The organism is Salinimicrobium sp. 3283s (genome assembly GCF_039602225.1).
In the GTDB taxonomy this organism is placed as follows: Bacteria; Bacteroidota; Bacteroidia; order Flavobacteriales; family Flavobacteriaceae; genus Salinimicrobium; species Salinimicrobium profundisediminis.
The window spans coordinates 1420113-1445704 of the sequence record NZ_CP143631.1 but is presented as its reverse complement, the minus strand read 5'-3'; the positions used below and the strand labels follow the sequence as shown (position 1 = coordinate 1445704).

At 41.3% G+C, this 25592-nt stretch carries 23 protein-coding genes and 1 riboswitch; of the genes, 8 read left to right on the top strand and 15 right to left on the bottom strand.

Annotated elements, in window-relative coordinates:
- Positions 1-16 precede the first annotated feature (16 nt).
- Positions 17-1804 carry a 1-deoxy-D-xylulose-5-phosphate synthase gene (gene dxs / locus VS868_RS06475; protein WP_345599587.1) on the top strand — a complete coding sequence of 596 codons (1788 nt, stop codon included), beginning with the start codon at positions 17-19 and terminating at the stop codon, positions 1802-1804.
- A complete protein-coding gene (locus VS868_RS06470; RefSeq protein ID WP_345599586.1) occupies positions 1804-2772 on the top strand; it encodes a DUF3078 domain-containing protein in 969 nt (322 codons plus the stop codon). Before dxs ends, VS868_RS06470 begins: the two co-directional genes overlap by 1 nt.
- On the opposite strand, the gene VS868_RS06465 is transcribed toward VS868_RS06470, so the two are convergent.
- The 7 genes from VS868_RS06465 to VS868_RS06435 all read right to left on the bottom strand — a co-directional run bounded on the left by VS868_RS06465 (position 2769) and on the right by VS868_RS06435 (position 14041).
- Positions 2769-5606: a T9SS type A sorting domain-containing protein gene (locus VS868_RS06465; protein ID WP_345599585.1), complete on the bottom strand. Its 2838-nt coding sequence runs from the start codon at positions 5604-5606 to the stop codon at positions 2769-2771. The genes VS868_RS06470 and VS868_RS06465 overlap by 4 nt on opposite strands.
- A 55-nt stretch (positions 5607-5661) precedes the next feature.
- Positions 5662-7002 carry a deoxyguanosinetriphosphate triphosphohydrolase gene (locus VS868_RS06460; RefSeq protein ID WP_345599822.1) on the bottom strand — a complete coding sequence of 447 codons (1341 nt, stop codon included), beginning with the start codon at positions 7000-7002 and terminating at the stop codon, positions 5662-5664.
- 217 nt (positions 7003-7219) lie between these two features.
- Entirely contained in the window at positions 7220-9667 is a 2448-nt protein-coding gene (locus VS868_RS06455) for a ribonucleoside-diphosphate reductase subunit alpha (protein ID WP_345599584.1), read from the bottom strand.
- 124 nt (positions 9668-9791) lie between these two features.
- Positions 9792-10769 (bottom strand): ribonucleotide-diphosphate reductase subunit beta, encoded by a 978-nt coding sequence (locus VS868_RS06450; RefSeq protein ID WP_266069699.1) that lies wholly within the window; start codon positions 10767-10769, stop codon positions 9792-9794.
- A 258-nt stretch (positions 10770-11027) separates the two neighbouring features.
- Positions 11028-12107: a Gfo/Idh/MocA family oxidoreductase gene (locus VS868_RS06445; protein WP_345599583.1), complete on the bottom strand. Its 1080-nt coding sequence runs from the start codon at positions 12105-12107 to the stop codon at positions 11028-11030.
- 210 nt (positions 12108-12317) lie between these two features.
- On the bottom strand, positions 12318-13151 hold the full coding sequence (locus tag VS868_RS06440; RefSeq protein WP_345599582.1) for a DUF4412 domain-containing protein: 834 nt from the start codon (positions 13149-13151) through the stop codon (positions 12318-12320).
- Between the two features lie 293 nt (positions 13152-13444).
- Positions 13445-14041, bottom strand: coding sequence for a DUF3109 family protein (locus VS868_RS06435; RefSeq protein WP_266069696.1), 597 nt, complete (start codon positions 14039-14041; stop codon positions 13445-13447).
- Between the two features lie 114 nt (positions 14042-14155).
- Between VS868_RS06435 and VS868_RS06430 the strand changes: the two genes are divergently transcribed.
- From VS868_RS06430 to VS868_RS06420, 3 genes are read left to right on the top strand one after another with little or no spacing between them, the layout of a single operon-like run.
- The gene (locus VS868_RS06430; protein WP_266069695.1) at positions 14156-14731 is read left to right on the top strand and encodes a MarC family protein; all 576 of its coding nucleotides are present in this window, start codon (positions 14156-14158) and stop codon (positions 14729-14731) included.
- Positions 14728-14925, top strand: a complete 198-nt coding sequence (locus VS868_RS06425; RefSeq protein WP_266069694.1) for a hypothetical protein — start codon at positions 14728-14730, stop codon at positions 14923-14925. Before VS868_RS06430 ends, VS868_RS06425 begins: the two co-directional genes overlap by 4 nt.
- Complete coding sequence (locus VS868_RS06420) at positions 14925-15530, top strand: FAD-dependent oxidoreductase (protein WP_266069693.1); 606 nt, start codon at positions 14925-14927, stop codon at positions 15528-15530. The genes VS868_RS06425 and VS868_RS06420 overlap by 1 nt, the downstream gene beginning before the upstream one ends.
- Positions 15531-15535: 5 nt before the next feature.
- On the opposite strand, the gene VS868_RS06415 is transcribed toward VS868_RS06420, so the two are convergent.
- From VS868_RS06415 to VS868_RS06405, 3 genes are all read right to left on the bottom strand, one after another.
- Complete coding sequence (locus VS868_RS06415; protein WP_345599581.1) at positions 15536-17140, bottom strand: S41 family peptidase; 1605 nt, start codon at positions 17138-17140, stop codon at positions 15536-15538.
- On the bottom strand, positions 17137-17568 hold the full coding sequence (locus VS868_RS06410; RefSeq protein ID WP_266069691.1) for a dCMP deaminase family protein: 432 nt from the start codon (positions 17566-17568) through the stop codon (positions 17137-17139). The genes VS868_RS06415 and VS868_RS06410 overlap by 4 nt, the downstream gene beginning before the upstream one ends.
- Before the next feature lie 107 nt (positions 17569-17675).
- On the bottom strand, positions 17676-18263 hold the full coding sequence (locus VS868_RS06405; protein ID WP_345599580.1) for a HupE/UreJ family protein: 588 nt from the start codon (positions 18261-18263) through the stop codon (positions 17676-17678).
- A 320-nt stretch (positions 18264-18583) separates the two neighbouring features.
- Between VS868_RS06405 and VS868_RS06400 the strand changes: the two genes are divergently transcribed.
- On the top strand, positions 18584-19798 hold the full coding sequence (locus VS868_RS06400) for a site-specific integrase (protein WP_266069689.1): 1215 nt from the start codon (positions 18584-18586) through the stop codon (positions 19796-19798).
- Between the two features lie 341 nt (positions 19799-20139).
- A riboswitch (Fluoride riboswitch) is annotated at positions 20140-20204 on the top strand.
- A gap of 287 nt (positions 20205-20491) precedes the next feature.
- Positions 20492-20716 carry a chloride channel protein gene (locus VS868_RS06395; protein WP_266069688.1) on the top strand — a complete coding sequence of 75 codons (225 nt, stop codon included), beginning with the start codon at positions 20492-20494 and terminating at the stop codon, positions 20714-20716.
- A gap of 56 nt (positions 20717-20772) precedes the next feature.
- On the opposite strand, the gene VS868_RS06390 is transcribed toward VS868_RS06395, so the two are convergent.
- The 5 genes from VS868_RS06390 to VS868_RS06370 form a co-directional block, all read right to left on the bottom strand.
- Entirely contained in the window at positions 20773-22116 is a 1344-nt protein-coding gene (locus VS868_RS06390) for an APC family permease (RefSeq protein ID WP_266069687.1), read from the bottom strand.
- 119 nt (positions 22117-22235) lie between these two features.
- Complete coding sequence (locus tag VS868_RS06385) at positions 22236-22460, bottom strand: GDCCVxC domain-containing (seleno)protein (protein WP_266069686.1); 225 nt, start codon at positions 22458-22460, stop codon at positions 22236-22238.
- Positions 22461-22481: 21 nt separating this feature from the next.
- The gene (locus tag VS868_RS06380) at positions 22482-23828 is read right to left on the bottom strand and encodes an NAD(P)/FAD-dependent oxidoreductase (protein ID WP_266069684.1); all 1347 of its coding nucleotides are present in this window, start codon (positions 23826-23828) and stop codon (positions 22482-22484) included.
- 115 nt (positions 23829-23943) lie between these two features.
- Positions 23944-24552, bottom strand: a complete 609-nt coding sequence (gene merTP, locus VS868_RS06375) for a mercuric transport protein MerTP (RefSeq protein ID WP_266069682.1) — start codon at positions 24550-24552, stop codon at positions 23944-23946.
- Position 24553: 1 nt separating this feature from the next.
- Positions 24554-24925 (bottom strand): metalloregulator ArsR/SmtB family transcription factor, encoded by a 372-nt coding sequence (locus tag VS868_RS06370; protein WP_266069681.1) that lies wholly within the window; start codon positions 24923-24925, stop codon positions 24554-24556.
- A gap of 266 nt (positions 24926-25191) precedes the next feature.
- On the opposite strand from VS868_RS06370, the gene VS868_RS06365 reads away from it, so the two are divergent.
- A complete protein-coding gene (locus tag VS868_RS06365; protein ID WP_266069680.1) occupies positions 25192-25584 on the top strand; it encodes a hypothetical protein in 393 nt (130 codons plus the stop codon).
- Positions 25585-25592 lie beyond the last annotated feature (8 nt).

Genomic DNA, 25592 nt, shown 5'->3' with positions numbered 1-25592 from the left:
TGTACCTTTGTTTTTTATGGCAAAAACTATTCTCGATACTGTTAATTCTCCTGTAGATCTTCGGAAAATTGCTCCTGAAAAGCTTCCGCAGCTGGCAGCAGAATTGCGGAAATTCATTATTGAGATCGTTGCTTCCAAAGAAGGTCATTTGGGTGCCAGTCTTGGAGTGGTAGAGCTTACTATCGCCTTACATTACATATTTGATACTCCAAAAGACCTGCTGGTATGGGATGTGGGGCACCAGGCATACGGGCATAAGATCATCACCGGCAGAAGAGAGATTTTTCATACAAACCGACAGCTCGACGGAATCAGTGGTTTTCCCAAAAGAAGCGAGAGCGAATATGACACTTTTGGGGTAGGGCATTCTTCTACCTCGATCTCGGCTGCATTGGGCATGGCGCTGGCTTCGGGCTTAAAGGGAGACAGTGAAAAACAACATATTGCCGTAATAGGAGATGCCTCTATCGCCAGCGGGATGGCTTTTGAAGGATTGAATCACGCCGGGGTAACCAATGCCAATCTTTTGATCATTCTCAATGACAACGCCATTGGAATTGATCCCAGTGTAGGTGCTTTAAAGAATTATCTTACAAAAGCGCGGGTGGGTTACAAGCCGAAGCAGGATAATATGGTCGAGGCGCTGAACTTTAAATATTTTGGCCCGGTAGACGGGCATGATCTGGAGAGTCTTTTAGAAACCCTTGAAGTGCTTAAGAAGATAAAAGGCCCCAAGTTTCTTCATGTGATTACCACAAAAGGAAAAGGTCTTAAAAAAGCCGAAGAAGACCAGGTGAAATACCACGCCCCGGGTAAATTTCTTCCCGAAACAGGGGAATTACTTCCCTATGATACCGAGAATTTACCGTTAAAGTTCCAGGATGTTTTTGGGCTGAGCCTGGTTGAACTGGCCGAAAAGAACGAGAAGATCATTGGGATCACACCTGCCATGCCAACAGGCAGTTCGCTTAAGTACATGATGCAGGCTTTCCCCGATCGCGCTTTTGACGTGGGAATTGCCGAGCAACATGCCGTGACTCTTGCCGCCGGGATGGCAACACAGGGCTTTGTGGTTTTTTGTGCTATCTACTCCACTTTCCTTCAGCGGGCTTACGATCAGGTGATTCATGATGTGGCACTTCAGGATTTGCCGGTGATCTTTTGTCTCGACAGGGCCGGACTCGTGGGGGAAGATGGCGCTACTCATCATGGAAGTTTTGATATTGCTTATTTGCGCTGCATTCCTAATATGATCATCTTTGCGCCTCTTGATGAAGTAGACCTTAGAAACATGTTGTACACTGCCCAAACCGGAAAATTAAAACATCCTCTGGCCATACGATATCCCAGAGGCAGAGGTTTTGTTGAAGACTGGCAGTTGCCATTTGAGGAGATTAGCTTTGGAAAAGGTAGAAAACTGAAGGAGGGAAGTGCTATTGCGGTGCTTACTTTTGGCACTATAGGGAAGAATGCCGAAAAGGCGCTGGAAGAACTGGGACAACCTGAAGCAATTGGCCACTTCGATATGCGGTTTATCAAACCTTTGGATGAAGGGCTGCTGCATGAGATCATGACTGGCTATAAAATGCTGGTTACTGTAGAAGACGGGGTAATAAAAGGCGGGGCAGGATCGGCTGTGATGGAGTTTGCCCAGCAGCACAATTATCACCTCCCAATTACCGCCCTGGGATTGCCCGATAAATTTACAGACCACGGAAAAGTGGAAGAATTACAAGAAAAATCAAAAATTGACGTTGAAAGTATTAAGGCGTGTCTTAACTCAATGCTTAGAAAATTAAAATAATGCACAAGTCCCTCATTTGCCTCACGTTTTTATTATTTGCCGTCCTTGGCTACGGTACCGAAAGAGATACCACAGCTGTTGATACAACCACAGTGGTAAATGAAAAGATCAATTACTGGAAAAAGACCAACAAAGTAGGGGTCAACCTGAATGAAGTAGCCTTTATTAACTGGAATTCGGGAGGGAATAATTCTTTTTCTGCCTTACTGCACGGTCTCTTCGGAAGAAAATACCAGAAAGAACTTTTAAACTGGAATTCGACCCTTGCAGTAAAATATGGGTTTAATGCGCAGGAAGGCAGGGAGCTTCGAAAGACAGAAGATAACCTCGAGATCAACTCCAATTTCGGGTACCGGCGCGATTCGGTTTCCAATTGGTATTATTCGGCTAAATTTACGTTTAACACCCAGCTCTCTTTCGGGTATAGATATCCCAACACCGAGACCCCAATTTCCAAATTTATGGCCCCGGGTTATGCCTTTGTGGGGGTAGGAAGTGAATATTCCTCTCCAAAAGAAGACCTCACAGTGTATATCTCCCCGGTGACCCAAAAGTCGACTTTTGTATTGGACCAGCGATTGGCAAATGAAGGTATGTTCGGGGTTTCGCCGGCTGTTAAGGACGAAGAGGGAAATATTATTGACGAAGGGGAAAAGGTGAGAACCCAGCTGGGATTCCTGGTGAGCAGCGCCTTTTCAAAAAAGATTTTTGACAATATTGATCTCAGTAATAGTTTACGGCTGTATTCAGATTACCTCAACCAGTTTGGAAATATTGATGTTGACTGGGAGCTCAATCTCGACCTGCAGGTGAATGATTACGTTAAAGCCAACGTAGGCTCACATCTCAAGTATGATGATGATGTGAAGTTTAAGCAGGATCTTGACGGAGATGGTACGTTGGAAACCGGCGGCCCCAAGGTTCAGTTTAAGCAGCTATTGGGCGTGGGAATAGTGTATTCTTTTTAAGATTGATCCAGGTCTTTTAGTTTTATCACCTTCTGAACTTCGGTTTTTCCGGCACCAGTGATCTTGAATAGGTAAACTCCGGGAGCTTCAGTGACAATATTCACATCAATGGGTTCATTTGCTTCAAGCGGGGTCTTCACAACCTGTATCAGTTTTCCCTGAATGTTGTAAACAAAGACTTGCATGTCTTCTATATCCTCACCCGATACAATCTGATAATTTCCGCCAGAAATAGTTGGATAGACCATAATCACGTTCTCTTCAACTACCATTTCCCCGCGTTCTTCTGCTTCTTCTTTAGCTGTTTTAAATTGACCAGAGAAGATGCCGCGCCCGTAAGAAGCAGCATAGACTACATTATTGCCTTTTTTGAGATCTAAGTCGGTGACCTTTACATCACTCATCCCGTTGTATGATTGCACCCATACAGGCTGGCTGCTGGTGAAATTTTCGGTAGCCCAAACTCCGAGTTCTGTTCCCACAATTACCTCGTCTTTGTTAAGCGGGTTGTGAAGAATAGAAAGTACGGGCAGGTCAGGCAGGTTTCCTTCTTTACTTGTCCAGATAGGATTTGTGGCATTGGCATTTGAAGTGTACCATATACTTTTTACGCCGTAATTATAAAAGGTAACATAGATTTCGTCTGGGGTTTCACCGTATTCCACATCCGAAATACTTCCTAAGAATTCTGGACCGGTGATCTCCTTCCACGTAGCATTTTCAGGAGTGCCATGCGCATTTTCAACTTTAAGGAGTTTGGAATTGGTTAGCCCCAAAAGTACCGTGCTGCTTTGGGTTGAAAAAGGGGAAACGGTGAGGGCACTTATAGAACTGTCTAAAAGGGCATTTTTGAGAGAAACTTTTGGCGCGATGGGTGAATTTTGCTGAATGCCATCATCACCTAAAAGCGGAAGTTGAGTGAGATTATCATACCTGTAGAGTACGCCTTCAGGTCCGTTTGAGAACAGGATATCCAAATTGGAATCAAGGGCCTGCGGGTTTATGAAAAATCCGTCCCTGTTCTCATTATTGGCAATAAGCGCAAAACCATCTTTGTCGTAATTGTAAAGAATAATAAGGTCGTTGTAGACCAGGTTTGCAATGAGGTATTCGGTGTCTACCTGGTCAAAAAAGGAATGAGCGCCATCGCCACCCAATATTCCTATAGAAGTAGGGTTTCCTCTTTCAATCAGCAGGGTTCCGTTATCCTGGGTGCCTCCCAAAAAGTAGTCGCCCGTTGCAAAAGAAGTTGGTGCCACGGCAACAGAATAGAATTGCGTGGTAATATAGTCGGTCTCGGGAGTGATGAATACTTTCGAAGTGCTTGCTGCTGAAAGATCGTTGGCAAACGAAACCCCGCCGTCATGCCCAAAGATCGCCTGATTGGTATTACCGGGCTTAAACCTCATCACATGATGGTCTGCATGGACTTCGGAAACAGGTAATTCATCAAGATTATCATTATCTGACCATTTAGAGATCTGTTCCCATGAATTACCACCGGTAGTTGACCTGAAGAGGTCTATTCCGCCAACATAGATGATTTCATCGTTGGTAGGATCAGATTCTATCATAAGATTATAAAAAGCCTGGCCCCTAGCAAAATCATCAGGAGGAATATCAAGATCGGCATCATTGGGTTCATTCAGCCGTGTAATATTTTGAAAAGCGTTCGTCGTAACCCAAAGCGACGCTTCTTCAAACTGGTCTTCAGCAAGAATATAAAATTTATCAGGGTTTAAGGCTGAAGCTTCTATCTCGGTGCGATAAACATTGGGAATGGTGGTCACCAGAGACCAGCTCGTATTTGCACCTTTTTCACGCCTGAAGATCTTTCCGCCAAAAGAATTCTCCACTCCCGGCGAATAGGTTGTGGAAACCCAGGCATTCCCTGCCGCATCTGTTTCAAAGTCATTAAAAGATTCCTCTTCAAGGACTTTGTTCCAGGAAGCGCCTTCGTCTTTACTTTGGTACAGGCCTCTTTCAAAAAAGCCTAATAAATTCTGCGGATTTTGAGCATTGGCATACAAGTGAGTAGAGACTCCAATAAAGACTTCGGTGCTGCTGCCATTATCCCAGGCTTCTATGTCATTGATGTAATAGACACCCCCAATTGCCCGAATGTTTGTGCTGCTTCCCGATTCTGAAAAATCTTCTACATCCAGAACTTTATTCCAGGTCTGGCCCCCATCGGTGGTTTTGTAAACGCCCGTTCCCACTACGTCCCCGCCGGTATATTGTTCTCCTGTACCTGCATACCAGATATTAGAATTCCGCGGATCGACCGTAAGGCAGGATATATTCAAATTTGCAGGCAAACCTTCTACCTGTTCCCAGGGAGAAGATTCGCGGGTGATATTGTCATTGACCCACAGGCCGCCGCTTATTGCACCGGCAAACACCCGGTTGCCCGAGGTGTCATTAGGGTCAAATAATAATACTCTTGTACGGCCTCCCACATTGTTGGGGCCGCGAGAGAGCCATGGGTGCTGCTCACTATCTCCGGGGGCTTTGATGTAACTCCTGCTTTGCCGCTGTTTTTGAAGTTGCTCGTGCAAATCCCTTACTTTATGGGGTTCAGGATATCCCAAAGCAGGATTCATGGTGAGATACTCCATTTCCTCATAATATTTCTTTGGAGGCAGGCCTTTTTTAATTTTTTCGAGGCGTGAAAACCCCTTGTCCTTGGTGGGCTTGTTCTGCTTCAAAAAATGCTCATGTCTTTGTCTTAATTCTGAAATTTCAGAAGGTGCATTGTTCTCACAACTCAGGTAAAGACCAAAAACGGCAGCAAACAGAACGACCGGAAGTACAAAAAGTAATCGTTTATTCATAAGGGGATATAGGTAAATGTCTTCCGAAGAAAGCTATTCTGCAAAATACAAAAAATTAAATTTTAAGCCCTTTGAATTTTTTGAACAACGACACAATTTTACTGTCTGTAAGCGAAGAAATATAACTGCAAATTTTGATGAGCTTATCATACACCTCAAGATCTTCAAAATGATGTGCTTCGGGGATTAATTTCAGCACCAGTTTGTTATAATTTGTCTGCTTCCCGTTTTCGGGCAATAGAGCAGTGGTGTAAGTGTCCAGCAGGTGAGAAAGCATTTGGTAACCGGCAATTTCCTTGCTTATCACTTCTTCGCTCTGGTAAATTTTATCAATACTTATCTTGATAATATCGCTAATCTGGGCTTCGTATTTACTCCTGTCAAAAAGGGCTTCGTGAAATTCCCCTTTTAGAATGGCATCTTCGTTGGCCATAAAGATTTCGACAGCCTCTGTGAGTAGCGTATTTATAGCCAGGGCCCTGAGATAACTCAGCCTGTCGGCACGGGTTTGCAGGTTGTGGTATTTTTTGGTGATGATCGAATCTTTCACCAGGTTAATAAGATATTCCAGTGCATATTCCTCCTGAATAAGCCCCAGGTTGATGCCGTCTTCAAAATCAATGATCGTGTAGCAAATATCATCGGCAGCTTCAACAAGAAAAGCGAGAGGATGGCGGCAGTAGCTCAGGTTTTTGCCGCTACCGGTGGAAATAAGTCCCAGTTCATTGGCTACCTCTTCAAAAAAGGCTTTTTCAGACTGAAATATTCCGAACTTTTTATCGGCTATTCGTGCGGTGGGTTTATACGGAAGGGATTCCTTCGGATATTTTATAAAAGCTCCTAAAGTAGCATACGAAAGCCTGATGCCTCCAGGTATACCGGGTTTGTCTTCCGTTAAGATCTTAAAGCCATTGGCGTTTCCTTCAAATTTGGTCAAATCTTCAAATTCTTCAGCAGTAAGCAACTCCCGAAAACGCCTGCCGTTGCCATTGCTGAAGTATTCACCAATGGCCTTTTCTCCCGAATGCCCAAACGGCGGATTCCCAATATCGTGTGCCAGGGCGGCAGCGGCAACAATAGCCCCAAAATCGTTCATTTGGTAGCCGTGGGTTTTTTCCAGCTGCGGATGTTTCTCCAGGATCTTTTGCCCCGCCAGGCGGCCCAAAGAACGCCCCACTACCGAAACTTCAAGGCTGTGCGTAAGCCGTGTATGTACAAAATCTGTCTTGGAAAGCGGAATTACCTGCGTTTTATCCTGTAAACTTCTAAAAGCCGAAGAAAATATGATGCGGTCGTAGTCAACTTCAAATCCTAAGCGGGTCGCATTTTGTTCTTTTCTTAATCTTTTATTCGTGTCTCCTGCTTTTCTAAGCGAAAGCAGCTGCTCCCAGTTCATCATTTAATATTTATTTCAGTAAGCTTCAAAAATAAACAATGAGCAATAAACAATGATCAAGAAAGTAACTATCATTTTGAAAAAGAACCAGGATCGCTTCGCTTCTAGAAGCAAGAGCCAAGACTTGATTCGTTTAGATAATCTAAAATTTTTTTAAAGTCTAGACTCTAGATTCTAGTTTCTAGACTCTTTTTTAATCATTTTCTCAAAACTCAACCTAACTCCCGCACATCAAACAGTCGTCACCTTCAGCTTCTTTAGATTGTGCAATCAATGCACGCAGCTCTTCAGGTGACATGGAAGCATCGTCTAAAATGACATTTTTGGATGCTGGTTCGGCATCGGGGGAAACCTGTATTTCAGAAATTTTTTCCGCAGGTATTTCCTGCTTCTTTTCCTCTTTTGCTAAAGTGAATTTAATGGCATCTACAGCACTTTTGGTGCGCAGGTAATACATTCCTGTTTTAAGGCCGCTTTTCCAGGCATAGAAATGCATGGAGGTGAGCTTGGAATAGTTCGCGTTCTCCATGAAGAGGTTGAGCGACTGCGACTGATCAATAAAATAACCGCGGTGACGGGACATATCGATAATATCCTTCATGCTGAGCTCCCAAACTGTCTTATACAGTTCCTTAAGATCTTCAGGAATGACATCTATATTTTGTACAGAACCATTGGATCGTAAAATGGCATTTTTGACATCTTCTGTCCACAGATTCCTTTCCACCAGGTCTTCCAGGAGGTGTTTATTGACAACGATAAATTCCCCCGAAAGCACACGGCGGGTGTAGATATTGGAAGTGTATGGTTCAAAAGCTTCATTGTTTCCAAGGATCTGGGAAGTGGAAGCAGTAGGCATTGGCGCAACTAAAAGTGAGTTGCGAACGCCATTTTTGAGCACCTGTTTTCTAAGCTTTGCCCAATCCCATCTGCCGCTAAGGTCTTCATCATTGATCCCCCAAAGGTTAAACTGGAATTGGCCTTTGCTCATAGGTGAACCTTCATAGGTAGAATAGGTGCCTGCTTCCTTAGCCATTTCCATAGAGGCGGTCACGGCAGCAAAATAAAGGGTTTCAAAGATCTCCTGGTTTAGTTTTTTAGCTTCATCGCTGGTAAAAGGTAGCCTGAGTTTTATAAAAGTATCTGCCAATCCCTGAACTCCCAGCCCCACAGGCCGGTGCCTGAAATTAGAATTTTCGGCTTCCTTTACCGGATAATAATTCCTGTCGATCACTTTATTTAAATTCCTCGTAACTCTCTTAGTGATCCTGAAGAGTTCCTTATGATCAAATTCATTACCCTTAATAAACATTGGCAATGCAATAGAAGCAAGGTTACAAACGGCTACTTCATCTTCGCTGGTGTATTCCAGGATCTCGGTACAAAGATTTGAAGAACGAATCGTTCCCAGGTTTTGCTGATTCGATTTCCGGTTAGCCGAATCTTTGTACAGCATGTACGGAGTTCCGGTTTCGATCTGTGATTCCAAAATCTTTTCCCACAGGTCACGGGCTTTAATGCTTTTTCGGCCTTTGCCTTCGGCTTCGTATTTCAAATAAAGTTCTTCGAACTCTTCGCCGTGAATGTCGTAAAGTCCCGGGCATTCGTGCGGACACATCAGCGTCCAGCTTTCATTTTCTTCTACACGTTTCATGAAAAGATCGGGGACCCACATCGCGTAGAAGAGGTCACGGGCCCGCATTTCCTCTTTTCCGTGGTTCTTTTTCAGGTCGAGGAAGTCAAAAATATCAGCGTGCCAGGGTTCTACATAAATGGCAAAAGACCCCTTTCGTTTTCCGCCACCCTGGTCGACATATCGTGCAGTGTCATTAAAAACCCGCAGCATAGGCACGATCCCGTTGGAAGTACCATTGGTGCCTGAAATATAGGAACCCGTAGCTCTTACGTTGTGGATAGACAAACCAATTCCGCCGGCCGATTGTGAGATCTTCGCAGTCTGCTTCAGCGTGTCGTAGATCCCGTCAATGCTATCGTCTTTCATGGTGAGCAGGAAACAGGAAGACATCTGTGGCTTCGGAGTTCCGGCGTTGAAAAGAGTAGGAGTGGCGTGCGTGAAATATTTCTTCGACATGAGCTCATAGGTCTCGATCGCAGCTTCCATGTCATCGGGATGAATTCCTACGGAAACACGCATAAGCATGTGCTGAGGCCTTTCGGCAATTTTTCCGTTTATCTTCAGAAGATACGAGCGCTCCAGGGTTTTAAATCCGAAGTAATCATACTGAAAATCCCTGTTGTAAATAATCGTGGAATCAAGCAGTTCTTTATTCTTCTGAATGACCTCGTACACATCATCGGCAATAAGTGGCGACTTTTGATTGGTACGCGGATTTACGTACTCGTAAAGATCGGTCATCACTTCCGAAAATGTCTTTTTTGTATTCTTGTGTAGGTTAGAGACTGAAATTCTTGCCGCCAGTTTCGCATAATCGGGATGGGAAGTGGTCATTGTAGCGGCAATTTCGGCTGCGAGATTGTCAAGTTCACTGGTGGTAACTCCGTCATAAAGCCCTTCAATCACCCGCATCGCCACCTTTACAGGGTCAACGAGTTCATTTAAGCCATAGCACAGTTTTCTAATCCTGGCTGTGATCTTGTCAAACATAATAGGTTCTCTGCGGCCGTCTCTTTTTTCTACGAACATAAGTTTAGATTTTAAATGCCTCTCTCAGCCTCACAAGATGGGAGGAGGTGTAGGCGGTTATTTTGAAGTATGCTTCACATTTGTGAAGCAGGAGAATTAGTTCCCCCTTCGGGGGCAAGGGGGCCTAAAAATCAGCGTCGAAACTAATCTTATCGGCGTCTTTGTCTTTGTTCATCACTCCTGCTTTCTGGTATTCGCCAACTCTCTTTTCAAAGAAGTTGGTTTTCCCCTGCAGGTTGATCATATCCATAAAGTCGAATGGATTCGCAGTGCCATATTCCTTTTCACATTCTAGTTCAACCAGCAGTCGGTCGGCAACAAATTCAAGATATTGGGTCATCAGGTTAGAATTCATCCCGATAAGGCTTACCGGAAGGGATTCAGTAATAAACTCTCTTTCAATATTAAGTGCATCAACAATGATCTCTCTAATTCGCTCTTTTGGCACCTTGTTCACAAGGTGGTTGTTGTGCAGATGAACAGCAAAGTCGCAGTGTACTCCTTCATCTCTTGAAATAAGTTCATTAGAGAAAGTGAGGCCGGGCATTAATCCGCGCTTCTTCAGCCAGAAGATAGAGCAAAAAGCGCCCGAAAAGAAAATTCCTTCTACAGCTGCAAAAGCGATGAGCCTTTCAGCAAAAGAATCAGATTCTATCCATTTTAGGGCCCACTGCGCTTTCTTCTGAATAGCAGGAAATACCTCTATGGCTTTAAAAAGTTTGTTCTTTTCCTTTTCATCCTTAACATAGGTGTCGATGAGCAGGGAGTAGGTTTCTGAATGGATGTTCTCCATCATGATCTGGAACCCGTAAAAGAATTTAGCTTCAGAATATTGCACTTCGTTGACGAAGTTTTCGGCTAAATTTTCATTCACAATTCCGTCTGAAGCGGCAAAAAAGGCAAGAATGTGCTTGATGAAATATCTTTCATCTGCATTTAATTTATTGTTCCAGTCACTCAAATCCTGATGCAGGTCAATCTCTTCGGCAGTCCAGAAACTTGCTTCCATTTTCTTGTACCAATCCCAGATATCGTGATGTTTAATGGGGAAAATCACAAATCTGTCCTTGTTCTCCTGTAAAATGGGTTCTAACTGGGTCATAGGATATTGAGTTTTAGTTGGTTGGAAACGGTTCTTTCAAAGATTGTAATTTATGTAAGGTTTTTTCCTACATGGGAAAAAACCTTTTCAACAAAGTTTTCAACAAAACACAATAAAATTGTTTCTGAAGCCTGAAAAAGGTTTAGGTATATGTGTTTGTGAGCTAGTTTGTTATAACTGCAAAATTTCCTGAAGAAGCATTTAATTTTCTTCTGAAGTTTTTCAGAAACAGGTGTCAAAAAAGGCATTTTTAGAAGTCTATATTTTTAGCTTTTGCCCATTTTTTGCAGCAGATTCATAGATCTTTTCGAGTACAATAATATCTTTCAAACCTTCTTCTCCCGGAACCATCATAGGCTTATTGTTGAGAATTGACAGGGCGTCGTCATCCATTTGTACGGCTTGCTGGTTTTTTCCGAAAGGTTCAAGAATTTTACCGTCGCTGGTCCCTCCTTTTACTCCGCTGTAAGTCTGGAAAGGCTGGAGATAATACGAGCCGTCACTGCAGGTCACTTCGAGGTTGTTCATACCTTCGCCAAAGCTGGTGCGGCAGTTGGCGATTACTCCTTCGGGAAACTCCAGCGTAAAATCCATAGTTTCATCTACTTCCCCAAAAACATCTGGCCTGCTGGTTGAAGATTTTGCCGAAACAGCAATGGGTTCGCGGCCTACAGTATATCGGGAAGTGTTAAGCGGGTACACGCCCATATCGTACATGGCACCACCACCCATTTTTTCTACTGCACGCCAGCCGGGATTGTTACTATAAAAACCGGCGGCGGCTTTCACTTCCTGTATTGGCCCGTAAGGGGTTGTTTCGGCCCACTTCATCATGATGCGGTTATTCTTTTCATGCTGAAGACGATATCCTATTGCCAGTTTGACTCTGTTTTTTTCGCAGGCTTCTATCATTTGGCGGCACTCTTCAGCATTCATTGCCATAGGTTTTTCACACCAAACGTGCTTTCCGGCATTGGCTGCTTTTATGGTATATTCAGCGTGCATGGAATTGGGCAGCACAATGTAAATCACATCAATATCATTGTTATTGGCAATTTGGTGGATGTTCTCGTAATTGTACACATTGGCATCTGGAATGCCATATTTTTCCTGCCATTGAGGGATTTTCTCGGGGCTGCCGGTCACTATTCCGCGAAGCTCGCAGTATTCGGTTTCCTGCAGGGCAGGAGCCAGTTGATGGGTGCTGTAGCCGCCAAGACCTACGAGGGCAACTCCCAGTTTATCCTTTTTTGAAAACCCTAAAAAGTTAGGAAATGGTAGAAAGCCTGCTGCCAAAAAAAGCCCCGACTTTTTAATGAAAGTTCGTCTGTGTTCCATGCGGTGTAATTTTCCTGAAGATAAAAAATCTTCAGAAAACTCAACTGCTTCTTCTGTTTAAAAATTGAGCTAAATGTTTGCGTAGCAGCCGGGAAGGCCATTCCGGGATTATTTGTTTCAAAAAAGAACCCTGAGCCAAAATTTTGAAGAAAGCAAAAATTCTGGAGTCAGGGTTGCTCTAAAAGCTGTGAAAATATTATGTCTGCGACCTTATCTTTGACCCATATTCATACTTTGATATTCTGAAGTGTCGACTGAAAATGGCTTTTTTTCGATCCCTTTGCAGGTCATCGTAACATTTTTTTCAGCATTTTTCTTGTCCTTCATCTGCATTTCCATTATTAATCCTGTTCCATCCCTGATCCAATCGGCATTAAGCCCTTCAGGAATATTCTTTTGGTTTTCCTGATAAAGGTTTCTGAAGCTTACGCCTGCCTCATCTGTCACATAAAAGGTAAAGACATTTTCGGCATTTTCGGAGCGGTAGCCCTGGCATTCATAGCCTAAAATGGTCTTTTTTCCAATCTCTTTAAACTTCATTTCTTCATAAGAATTGTCGGTTTCCATATCTTCTTCAGAAATATCGAAACGGGTGGCCATCACCATTTTATTGCCTTCAGAATTCATGTATAGCACCGTCATATTTCTCTTGTTATCGAGGACGGTAAACATATTCTCTGCCTGCGGAATTTTCATTCCTACATATGGTGCGTTCTCTTTAATGTGATAGACCATATCCATTTCGCCTTGAGCAGTGTTCATCTTGAGGGTGTATTCCCAGTCAAAATCATAGCCTGCGGGGATTTCTGAAGGGTCAACCATATCCATTCCCATAGAAAAACTGGAATTCTCAAGCTGTTTTGCCCATAAGTTGTTCAGGGATTTGTCTGTTTCTTTTGCGGCTTTGTCAGATACATTCTTGATTGCTGCATCTTCAACTTTCTTTTCAACTTTTTCTTTGAGCTTTTTAAAAAATTGAGCTTCTGCGGTGCTAGTCCCTGCCATAAAGAAAATGGCAAGAACTAAATAAAAGATCTTTTTCATAGTTCCAGTATTTAGATAATTAAGGCCTCTTTGAAGAGGCATGTCAAATATTTAAAAAGGGGAATCTCCTGCTTAAGGGGAAGAAAAAGTGCAGAATGATCTCTAAAGATAATTAAAATACCCGGACCGTCAAAATACAACCTGTTTATTTTCAGCTAATTAAACCCAATACTCAGATAGGTTGAAAGATTTCACCCGGGAAATAAATGAATGTTCACGACAGTAAAAAGTAAAACTGGCGGGAGACAATGCCCACATAGATCGACTTTACAGCTCTGTTAAAAGGAGTAGGTTTATTTACCCGAAGAACCTTCAGCTTCTTCTTGCTTTAGTTTCTCGGCAATCTTTTCCAGTTCGGCATACCAGTCTTCGCCGTATTTTCTAATAAGGGCTTCTTTTACGAACTTATATACAGGCACCTGAAGTTCTTTTCCCAGCGTACATGCATCGTCGCAAATGTACCAGTGGTGATAATTAACAGCAGAAAACTCGGAGTAATCCTGGGTGCGTACCGGGTAGAGGTGGCAGGAAACTGGTTTTTTCCATTTTATATCTCCCTGGTTATAGGCTTCCTCAATTCCGCAGAGGGCAGTACCCTTACGGTCAAAAGTAACATAAGCACAATCGGCACCATCTATTAACGGGGTCTCATATTCACCGTCTTCACCAATAATTGAGGTGCCCTGTCTTTCGATGGCTTCAATTCCTTCTTTGCGGAGATAAGGCTTTACCAACGGGTAGATATCTTCGAGAATGTGGGTTTCGACCTCTTCAAGGGGTGCGCCGGCATCTCCGGCAATACAACAGGCTCCTTTACAGGCTGAAAGGTTACACACAAAATCCTTTTTAAGGATTTCTTCAGATACTATAGTTTTTCCAAGCTGAAACATGCTGCAAAGATAATTTTTTCAGGCACTTAACTTCAGCTGTAATTCTGTTAAAATTTTCTAAGTATAATTTGTATTCTATCAATTCAAAGTACTTTTGCAAGCTAGTTTTGGGATATGGAATTAAACTTCAGGGAAATAGCCAGCGCCACTATGATCCTCTTTGCTGTTATTGATATTATTGGGAGTATTCCCATAATAATTGATCTTAGGAAGAAAGCGGGGCATATACAAAGTGAAAAAGCTACTATAGTTGCAGCGGTTCTTATGATCGCTTTTCTTTTTCTAGGTAAGGAGATCCTGAACCTCATTGGTATAGATGTGAATTCCTTTGCAGTGGCAGGGGCGTTTATTCTGTTTTTCCTGGCCCTCGAAATGATCCTGGGAATTCAACTGTACAAAGATGATGCGCCCGAAACTTCGGCAGTTGTGCCTCTTGCATTTCCGCTTATTGCCGGTGCCGGTACCATGACCTCTATTTTATCGTTGCGGGCAGAGTACGCTACTGTTAATATTATTGCCGCCATAGTTATAAATACTATTTTTGTATACATAGTGCTGAAGTCTTCCGGGAAAATTGAAAATTTCCTTGGAAAACAAGGTATAAGCGTGATCCGGAAGATCTTTGGGGTCATTCTACTGGCAATAGCCGTAAAACTTTTCGCTACAAATATTAAGAGCCTTTTCCTATGAAAGTCCTCATCTACATTTTAATTGTCGTGGCCATGGGCCTGATTGCATATAACGCTACTTTTTTAGATCTTGAAAATGCCTTTTCTGGAGATAGTAAAACTGCCTTGATTGGCATACTTGCCTCGAGTATTGTGGTGGTTCTTATGATCATTCTTCTCATGTCCCGTGCCATCGCAAAGAAGAGTGGCGAATAATGAATTATGATGCGCTTATTATAGGTGGTGGGGCTGCAGGCCTGTCATGTGCCCTTGTTCTGGGTTCTGGTCTGTCTAAAGACTTTGCCGCCGGTAAAAAAGTAGGTCTTATTGCACATCAACGTGCTTCTCATCTTTCAAGTGCGAAATTAAACAATGTTTTGGGAATCCCTCGGGGCACTTCCGGTAAAGACATTCTCACTTCGGGCCTTGAGCAGCTTGAAACGCTTTATCCCGGTGTGGAGATCATTCAGAAAGAAAAGGTGCTAAAAATAGCATTTTTGGAAGGTAAATTTGAAGTCTCCACGAATAAGAATACCTATATTTCTACTGTTGTGGTTATAGCAACAGGTTATGCCCGGCCTTTTACTATTCAAGGGCTTGAGGAATATATTATACCCCATAAGAAAGCTAAAACTTCAAAAGAGAGAATCCAGCTATATAACGACGATCACCTGGTGCGCCCCGGATTGTATGTAGCGGGAAGCCTGGCAGGTCACAGAAGCCAGTATGCTATTGCCTGTGGCAGTGGTGCGGCAGTGGCCACCGATGTGCTCACACTTTGGAATGGAGGAGAACATACCAAGGTACACGATAAAATTTAAGCGGTTTAATCTTTAAATTTCGGGCTGGTGGAAAGTTCGATGATCTTTCTTACTGCAGGATCTTCTTCATTTAGAATTTGTTCAAATGCCGTGCTGCCAAATAATTGTTGGGCCATGGCTGCTTTGAGATAAAGCTTGAGAGTGGGTAAATAATCCTTAAAGCGCATATCAAAGTTCTCCCGTCTCATAAAGGCCCTGAATTCTTCAACGGTAGTTTTGGTGATCAATTCTTTTTGCATAAAATCTTCAAAACTAAGGGAGTTGTAGTATTTGCGATTCTGCTCAAGAACTTCAAAAATAAAGCTGTCCATATACCCATTTCTAAGCATGAGGTTGAGGCTTTGCTTTTCAAAATTAGTGTCTTTGGGAATGAAAATATCGGGTATAATGCCGCCACCGCCGTAAACAACTTTGCCTTGTGGGGTAACATACCTCAGAGAATCGGCTACATGTATGCTGTCTGCACTTACCAGTTCGCCGTTTTTATAACGGTTGAGGTAATCGGCAAAATACTCCTCACTGCCATGAGAATAGGGGCGTTGTATAGACCTTCCCGTAGGAGTGTAGTATCGCGCTATGGTAAGCCTTACGGCACTGCCGTCTCCTAAAGCCATTTCTCGTTGCACCAAACCTTTACCGTAAGATCTTCGCCCTACGATGATGCCCTTGTCGTTATCCTGAAGGGCGCCGGCAATGATCTCACTGGCCGATGCCGAGTTCTCATTAATGAGTACGTAGAGCTCTCCCGTTTCAAAATTTCCATCTTTTGTGGCAAAGGTCTTTTCTACGGCTCCTTTTTTGTTTTTAGTGATAAGTACAAGTTTATCCTCGGGAAGAAACTCGTCTACAATTTTTGTGGCCTCGGCAAGGTATCCTCCTGGGTTATCGCGCAGGTCAAGCACAATTTGCCTCGCACCTTTTTCCTTCAGTTTAAGAAGTCCGTTTTTAAATTCTTCATAGGTAGATTCAGCAAAACGATTTATTTTGATGTAGCCCAGCTTGTCGGTTAACATATAAGCTGCATCTACACTTTTAAGGGCTACCTTTCCTCGTTCTACATCAAACTCCAGGAGTTCGGGGATTCCTTTCCGGTGCACTTTCAGAAGCACCCGGGTGTTTTCTTCTCCTTTTAATTTACTTGTAATGGAATCTTCGTTGATGTTTGAATTGAAAAGGGCTTCTCCATTGGCATAAAGAATCCTGTCTCCTCCCTTAATACCAGCTTTTTCACTTGGCCCTCCTTCAATAGTCTGAATAACTGCAATAGTGTCGTTAATATTTCTAAAACTCACGCCAATGCCTACAAAGTCGCCCTTCATACTTGCGCTTAGGTCTACATATTCCTCTTGTGGAATGTAAACCGAATGCGGATCTAAATCTGTGAGAATTTCATTTACCGTAACATCTACAATACTGTCAATATTTACATCGTCTACGTATTCGTATTCAATGTAATCTATAAGCCGCGCCAGCTTCTCTTTTTTCTTGTTGGTCTTGAGAAAGGTCCCCGAGTTGTAACTGGTAAAATCCAGAGCGGCACCCAGGAGTACCCCAAGGGCACAGGCAAACCCCAGTAGTAGTGGCAGGTATTTTTTATTGCTGTTTTTCAACCGTCAAGTTCTGTTATTTGTTCTATTTCAACCCCGGCTTTCTTCAAAAAATCAAGGCCCGAATTGTCTTTATAGTCTATGTTGTAAACCAACCGGGTAATGCCCGACTGGTGTATAAGTTTACTGCATTCTTTGCAGGGAGACATAGTGATATACAGCGTGGCCCCTTTGCAGGACTGGGTGCTGGCGGCAACTTTGAGAATCGCGTTAGCTTCGGCGTGCAATACGTACCATTTGGTATATCCTTCTTCATTCTCACACGGATTTTCAAAACCGGTAGGGGTGCCGTTGTATCCGTCAGAAATTATCATTCTGTCTTTCACAATAAGTGCGCCAACCTGCTTACGGTTGCAGTGAGAAAGTTTACCCCATTCCCTGGCGATCCTTAAATAGGCCCTGTCAAACTTAAGCTGCTTTGTTTTTTGCATAGTAGTAAAATACGCCTGCAATATAGAAAGCTTTTTAAGTTGCTGAAACTTTGGGCTTTACTAATTTACTGCATGGCAAAATTAATCTAATAGAGAGAAGTTATATTTTAAAGTGCCAGGTAATTTTCTTTAAGTATAGGTAAAATTATTCCTATCACGATTGCCGATATTACCAAAATCCAGTCGCGTCTGGTTATATTCAAAACATTCTGGAAGAGGAAGCTCAAAAGCAGCACACCTAATACTACAATGATTTGCGCGGCTTCAATGCCCAGTGCAAATTCCAGCAAGGGAAGAAAAACACTGTCTGTACCCGAGGCAATCATTTTAAAATATGAAGAAAATCCAAGGCCGTGAATTATTCCGAAGAAAGCCGTACTAAAGTAAAGCAGACCAACATTGTTCTTGTTCTCTTTCTTTTTTGCATTGATCATATTAAAAATTGCTGTGGCGAGGATAGTTACCGGAATAAGGAATTCTACCCAGGTGGTGTTCACAAGAACAATTTTGTACACCGCCAGGAAGAGAGAAAGCATGTGGCCTACCGTAAAAATGGTGACCAGCCAAAAGACTTTTTTCCAGGTGAGGAATGAGAAGGAGGCGACCAGAACAATGAGAAAAAGGATATGATCATAAGCATTCCAGTCCAGAACATGTTCCAGGCCTAACTGAAAATATAACCAGAATTGAGACATAGGATAAAGATTAGCGCCGAAAATACAATTTCTACCCAAGATGGGCAACGGCAGGGGATTAATAGAAGTGAGATGAAATAAAAAAAGCTCATCGTGAGATGAGCTTTTGTACCTTGGGTGGGAATCGAACCCACACGACCGAAGTCACTGGATTTTGAATCCTGTGTATTTAACGATAAATTAAACTAATCATACTTATAATCAATTGATTAACAGAAATGTAATTTTTATTAATTTCATTAGATATGGTTTAAAATCAAAATTTGTTGTACCTATGTTGTACCAAAAATGATTATCTTTAGAGTTCTAAAATCAAAGATGTGACGTCAAATGCAAAAATAGTACTTAGAAAAAAACCCAATAAAGAAGGGTTGTGTCCACTGGCGATTCGTATCACAAAGAATCGCCGTTCAAACTATCATTATATAGGTCATTATATAAATTTAAAAGATTGGGATGAGAGAAATATCCGAGTCAGGAAATCACATCTGAATGCTGATAGTCTCAATGGCTTACTGACCACTAAACTCTCTGAAGCGAATAAGATGCTGATTGATTTGCAATCGGGGAAAAAGGATATATCCGCTAATCAAATAAAACAGAAACTGTACGCCTCTTCTGAGTCTAATACTTTCTTTGAGGTTGCAAAAGATTTTCTTGATGAACTAGAAGCAAATAAGAAATTGTCAAGACTCTCTACCGATAAGGCTCGCGTTAACCACGTATTGAACTTTTCCAAATCAAAGCAGCTTACCTTTCAGGAAATAGATGAACAATTTTTAAGGAAATTTAAAATCTACTTACGTAAAAAACACAGCCTATCAGAAAGGTCAATAGTAAATAATCTTATAGTGATTAGGACTATCTATAATAGAGCTATTAAATTGGATATAGTAGATAGAAAACTCTATCCCTTCGGTTCAGATAAAATACGAATTAAATTCCCTGAAACCGAAAAAATAGGTCTTACCAGAAATGAGGTCATAAAACTTGAATCCGTTAAAAATCTGAATGATAACGAAACTCACGCTCGAAATGTTTGGCTTTTTAGTTTTTATTTTGCTGGAATTCGAGTAGCTGACGTATTGAAAATTCGCTGGAGCGACATTTATGATGAAAGGCTTCATTATCGTATGAATAAGAATTCAAAATTGTTATCCCTTAAAATCCCCGGTAAAATATTTCCGATTTTGGAATACTATCAGGACAATAAACAAAATGATAATGATTTTATATTTCCTGAAATGAAAAAGGCAAATTTAAAAGATGCCAAAGATGTCTATGCTAAAACAAAAACAGCCAACAAAAAATTCAACAAATATTTGTTATCCGTTGCAGAACAGGCCGAAATATCAAAAAAAGTCACAATGCACATAGCACGACATACCTTTGGAAACATATCAGAGGATAAAATTCCGATCAATATGCTTCAAAAACTATATAGGCATTCATCAATTACTACCACAATAAATTACCAATCTAACTTTATGCATAAAGATACCGATGAGGCATTGCATAGTGTGATTAATTTCTAAATAGATATTCACACCGAAGGCATTTCAAAAACGGGAATAAGTAATATTTGTGATAAAAAAGACATTGCTACTGCTATTGACACTTATGAAGAATTAAAAAGCATTCCACAATGTTGGCAAGTACATTGGCGGGTTTGATCTGGTTTTATGCCAGTCCTCAAATTACCTTTATCGTTAGTGGAACAGGGGTTGCAATTGCTATAGTATATTTTATGTGGATGCCATACAGAAGAACCTGAATTTTAGAAAAAGTCGAAAAATGTTTTTCTGTTTCAGCCGAACCCAAGTCTAAAAATATTTTATCCAAAAGTTTGTCAGGTTGTTTTTTGTATGATTTTTGCAAATCAATTGGCAAAGAGGTCTGCCCTTAACCGTTCTTCCTGGAACTAATGACTTCTACTAAAATGGCTTTAGCCAGTGTGGAATCATTATATAAAACAAAAATTTTAGACGGTTTTACGTCAATTAAACAAATCCCCTCCTTATTTATTTTGTTAAATGATTGTGGATCTGCACCATTTTGGGAATTGTTGTCGGAAGTATTTCTGCCTTTTTTCTTTTAAGCTTGTACTGGGCGACCCATTGGAGGGAAACACATCTTTGGATTATCGCCCTGCTTCCAGTAGGAGGTATTATTATTGGTTTATCGTATCATCTATACCGGAATAGTGTTGTAAAGGGCAATATTTATTATTGGAGGAATTTCATTCGCCAATAAAGATCATTCCTTTTCGAATTGCTTCGTTAGTTCTTTTTGGAACAATTTTGACCCATTTGGTTGGAGGTTCTGCCGGGCAGGAAGGAACAGTATTACAAATAAGGGGAGCCGTAGCTGATAGGTTTACCTTATTGTTTAAATTATCGAAAAGAGATCACAAGGATACGGATGAAACTTTAGAGAACGTAATTAATTTTTGACCTATTCTTTATTTTATTACATCACGTTTGATCGCTAGCTTTACTTTATGTAAGATTTATTTTTCTTTTTGATTCCCTCGATGTTTATGGTCTTCCTCTTCATCAGATCTCTTTTTAGCCCCTCTCAAAAATAATTTTTCTCCAAAAAAGATAATAGTTATAAGTCCAGCTGATACAAGTACTACCGTAAGATTAGTTTGAACCTTTACCCAGATAAAACCTGCCAGAACAACAACATCCATTACAATCGCTGTGACGACGATAGCAGAATTCGCCTTTACCTTTTCCTTCATATGTTTCAGCACCCCCACATGAATAATGATATCCATGATGAGATAAAAAATTGCCCCCATTGCAGCAATGCCCGAAAGGTCAAAAAGAACAGTAAGGGCAATCGAAAGTACCACTATATAGACCAACATGTGTTGCTGAATGTTTCCAGGCATCCCTAAGTGTGAATGCGGAATCAATTTCATGTTCGTAAGCATTGCGGTCATCCGGGAGACAGCAAATATACTGAAGATAACTCCGGTAATGGTTGCAACTATGGCGATCCCCACTGTAAACCAAAGACCGTAGTTCCCGAATAGAGGACGCGCAGCCTCTGCCAACGCATAGTCCTTTGCCTGAACAATCTCAGGGATGCTAAGATTTGCTCCTACCGCCCAGGCGGTCATAAAATACACTACTGCACAAATTATTAATGATAAAACAATTGCACGCCCCACATTTTTGTGAGGATTTTTTACTTCTCCCCCGCTGTTGGTTATTGTGGTAAATCCTTTATATGCTAGTATGGTAAGAGCAAGTGAGGCAATGTAATCTATAACTTTATTTTCAGGGCCACCTGAGGGTAATGCCGAGCCAATACTAAATTCTGCTGCCCATAAGGTTCCCACCGCGAATATTAAAATGCCACCAATCTTTATTGCAGCTGTGGTCATAGCGGTTTTGCCAATAACCTCATTTCCTAAAATATTGACAACAAAAGCGGTAACCAATAATGCCACAGCAAGAACCGGAACCCAGAAACTATTTTCATTCCCATTGAATAGTTGCATAGTGTAGGTGCCGAAGGTTCGGGCAACGAGACTTTCATTCAGAATCATGGAAAAAGCCATTAATAATGCAGCGAATGCTGTTATAGTTCCTTTACCATATGCCTTCTGAAGAAACATAGCAATACCTCCGGCAGAAGGATAGGCATCGGCCATTTTTATATAGGAATAAGCACTGAATCCTGAAATTATACCTCCTACTATAAAAGATAGGGCGAAATATTCTCCTGATAATTCTGCCACCTGTCCAAGAAGTGCGAAAATCCCGGCTCCTATCATTACTCCAGTACCCATTGCCACTGCATTGGCAAGAGATAAACTTCCTTTTTTATAGTCGCTCATAAAACCATTTTTAAATAGAACATCACTTCAATAAAATCTCTTGATTTTGACCTATAGGTATTTTTTAAGCGCTTTTACCTATTCTTATATCCATGAGCCATCTTTTTTATTGTAACTTATTAGCAATAATTAGAAGACCCGCAAGTATTATTTTGTTGGATAGAAGGACACGGTACGCTGCCATAAGAACAGTATACACAGCAGTCTCCCTCTTTGGGTTTTAAAACCTCTTTACATTGCTCACATTCATAAAAGAACTGGCACGCATCTGTAGGCATTTCTTCTTGTTTGAAGTGGCCGCAATTAGGGCAAGTGATTGTTGATTCGGTGATAAATGAATTCATTTTTCTATTATTTTTAGTTAATCATACCATATATACAACATCTGAACCTGATGAAGGATAGGTTAGGATCATGGTTTTTAAATCTTTGGAAGTAAATCCCGCTTTTATAGCCAGGGCAAATAAATTTATGACTTCCTCGGCGTGAGGGCCAATGAGATGTGCTCCCAAAATTTTTCCGGTTTCTTTCTCAACGATTGTTTTATAGGCATAGGTTTTCTCGTTGATCCTTTTCGCGGTAAACCAGTGGGAAACACGATCCTTGTTCACCTTAAAGTTTAGACCTTTTCTAGTGGCTTCTTCTTCAGATAATCCTACCGAAGCCATTGTGGGCAGCGTAAAAACCACGGTGGGAATGGCGGTGTAATCTGGTTTTTTAGTGTTGCCTTTTATTATATTGGATGCTACAATATGTCCTTCCATAACTGCAACAGGTGTAAGGGGAATACCATCTGTATCTGCTGCATCCCCGGCAGCATAGACATTTGAATTGGTGGTACTTTGCAAATATTCATTCACTTCAACTCCTTTTTTACTAAAGGCGATATTTGCTTTTTGCAGGTTCAAATCAAAAATGGCAGGAAGCCTTCCCGCCGAATTAATCACCTGCGCAGCCTCCCATTTCTTTTCCCCGCTTTCACCTTTTCCGGTTACGCGAAAAGCTCCATTAGCCTCTTCAATCGCTGTAACGTTGGTGTTCAGAATTAATTGTATGCCTAACTTTTTGGTAGCTTCCGTTAATTGATCTACTATAAAAGGATCAAAATTCTCCAGTGGCCTTTTCCCTCTGTGAATTATGGTCACTTTACAGCCAAAACGGGCAGCCATATGTGCAAACTCAAAAGCGATGTACCCACCGCCAATAAACAGCAAAGAGGATGGGAGGGATTTGAAATTAAGAAAATCTGTACTGCTAATAACATACTCCTCACCCTGGATATCCAACTTTCTCGGTTTTGCACCCGTGGCTATTATAATCTTTCCGGCTTCTATAGTTTCATTTCCTACCTTCAATTTAGTTTCAGAAATAAATTTAGCTGAGTCATGAAATGTATTAATTTTGTTTTTTTCGTAAGCTTTTTCAATTTTAGGCGGCATAGCATCCACAAAATCCTGTTTGAATTTCATTGCTTCCTGCCAGTAAATAGCTGGTACTTCAGAAATTTGCTTCTCGTATAAATTATCAGCCAGATGTTTTGCTTCAGTAGGGCCGAGCATGATCTTTTTTGGGTCACAGCCACGAAGGGCACAGGTACCACCATAGGGCAATTCATCTGTTATTCCTACCCTAAGTCCTTTAGAAGCACATTTATTGGCCACATTCATTCCTGCCATTCCGGAACCTATTACAAAAACATCATACTTTTTCATGTGTTTATATTTTGGCACAAACCAAGGGAATTCAGCACAGGTTTTTAATCTTTCCCTGAATATTGCCATTTTTGCGTCCAGCATCATGCTGGCTTCATCTTGCCCTTTTTTTAGATTACTTATCTACTACCTTATAACCGGTCCTGCTTATGGCTTTAATAATTGCAGCATTATCTACTTTTGTTTTGTCATATTCAACTACCGTATTGGCATTTTCATAGCTTGCCTTGACTGATAAAATACCCCCAAGTTTGTTGACTTCATTTTCCACAGGTGCTTCACATCCTGCGCAGGTCATTCCTTGTACATCAAAAATTTCCTTGACAATATTTGATTGTGAGACATAGACTATTTCCTTGTTGGGCTGGCTGTAAAACACCTCGGAGTAATTTGGAAAAGCCAGCATAAGCCCTGCAAATAAGGTTACAACCAGTAAAAACTTCTTTGTCTGCAAAAAAGATTGTTTTTCATCTTCTGCACATCCGCAATCGCTTTCAGCTTCTTTTCGGGATCTCAACTTTTGATACCAGGCCAGGCCCAGGATTAAAACCGTGAGAGCAATTAAATAAGGTCGGAAAGGTTCCATCCACGAGAAGGTAGTCGCCATGCCACTTGTACCTGCTACGAGGGCAAGAACCGGGGCAATACAACATAAAGATGCCGCTATAGCTGCTACTAACCCGCCTAAAGCGGCTTTATTGGATTTATTTTGGGATGTATCCATTTTAAGCAGATTTCTTTAATGATTTAATTGAAGTGAAGATATTATTCAAAATTTGGGTTTCAGATTTCACCAGCGAATAATACAAAGTTTGTCCCTCCCTTCTGGAGGCAATCAAGCCGGCATCCTTCATTTTCCGAAGATGTTGTGAAATAGCAGGTACACTCATTTCCAAAATGTCTGCTATATCACAGGGGCATAATTCATTCTCCAAATCTAAAAGGAAGAGAATCTTTAAACGCACATCATTACCCGCAATAGAGAGGAGTTTTGTCATTTGCCGGAAACCATTGTCCAAATTTTCAATTGTTGCCTGACAATTTAAAAGCTGCTTTTGGTTAGCTTCAGCACGTGTACAGGTGATTTCGAGTTTCATAAATTATTTTTAAGGCTGCTAAGTTATATATTTTTTATTATTTAAGCAACTTATTAAATAAAACGAAAAAGGACTCAGTTCATTTACCTCCGGTCCACTGATTTTTTTTCCGGGACAACTGTTTCGGGTAAAACTACTCCTAAGTCTTCCCTATTCTAAATTTTATATAAATTTATCAAAAGAAAACCGCAAAGTCTCTCTCTCCTTTTTGAAGTTCATCTTTTGCAATCCAATTGCAAGTTTTTTTTTATTACTTTTGTGCCCAGATGAAAGTATTAGCAACCACTTTTCTATCCATCATTTTCTTGTTCCAATCTTCGGGACCAGTAATGGATTGGTGTTGTGAACTACTGAAGATACCGAATCTTATTGAACATTATAATGAACAAACAGGAGACACTGGTATTGGCTTTATTGAATTTCTGGATTACCACTACGGAGATCAGAAAAATTTGAATAGACACCAGGACGATGGACATGACGGCGAACTCCCTTTACAGGGTCATCATGTTTGTTCTCATGGATTTTCGTTTGTTAACTCAGATACTTTTGAGCTAGCTGTAATTGAACCTTTAGAGGATCAAAGTATAAGTGTTTTTTACCAGCCTCCGTTTTCTTCTGCCGCCCTAGGCGGAATTTTTCAACCTCCCCGCGTATAATTCAACTT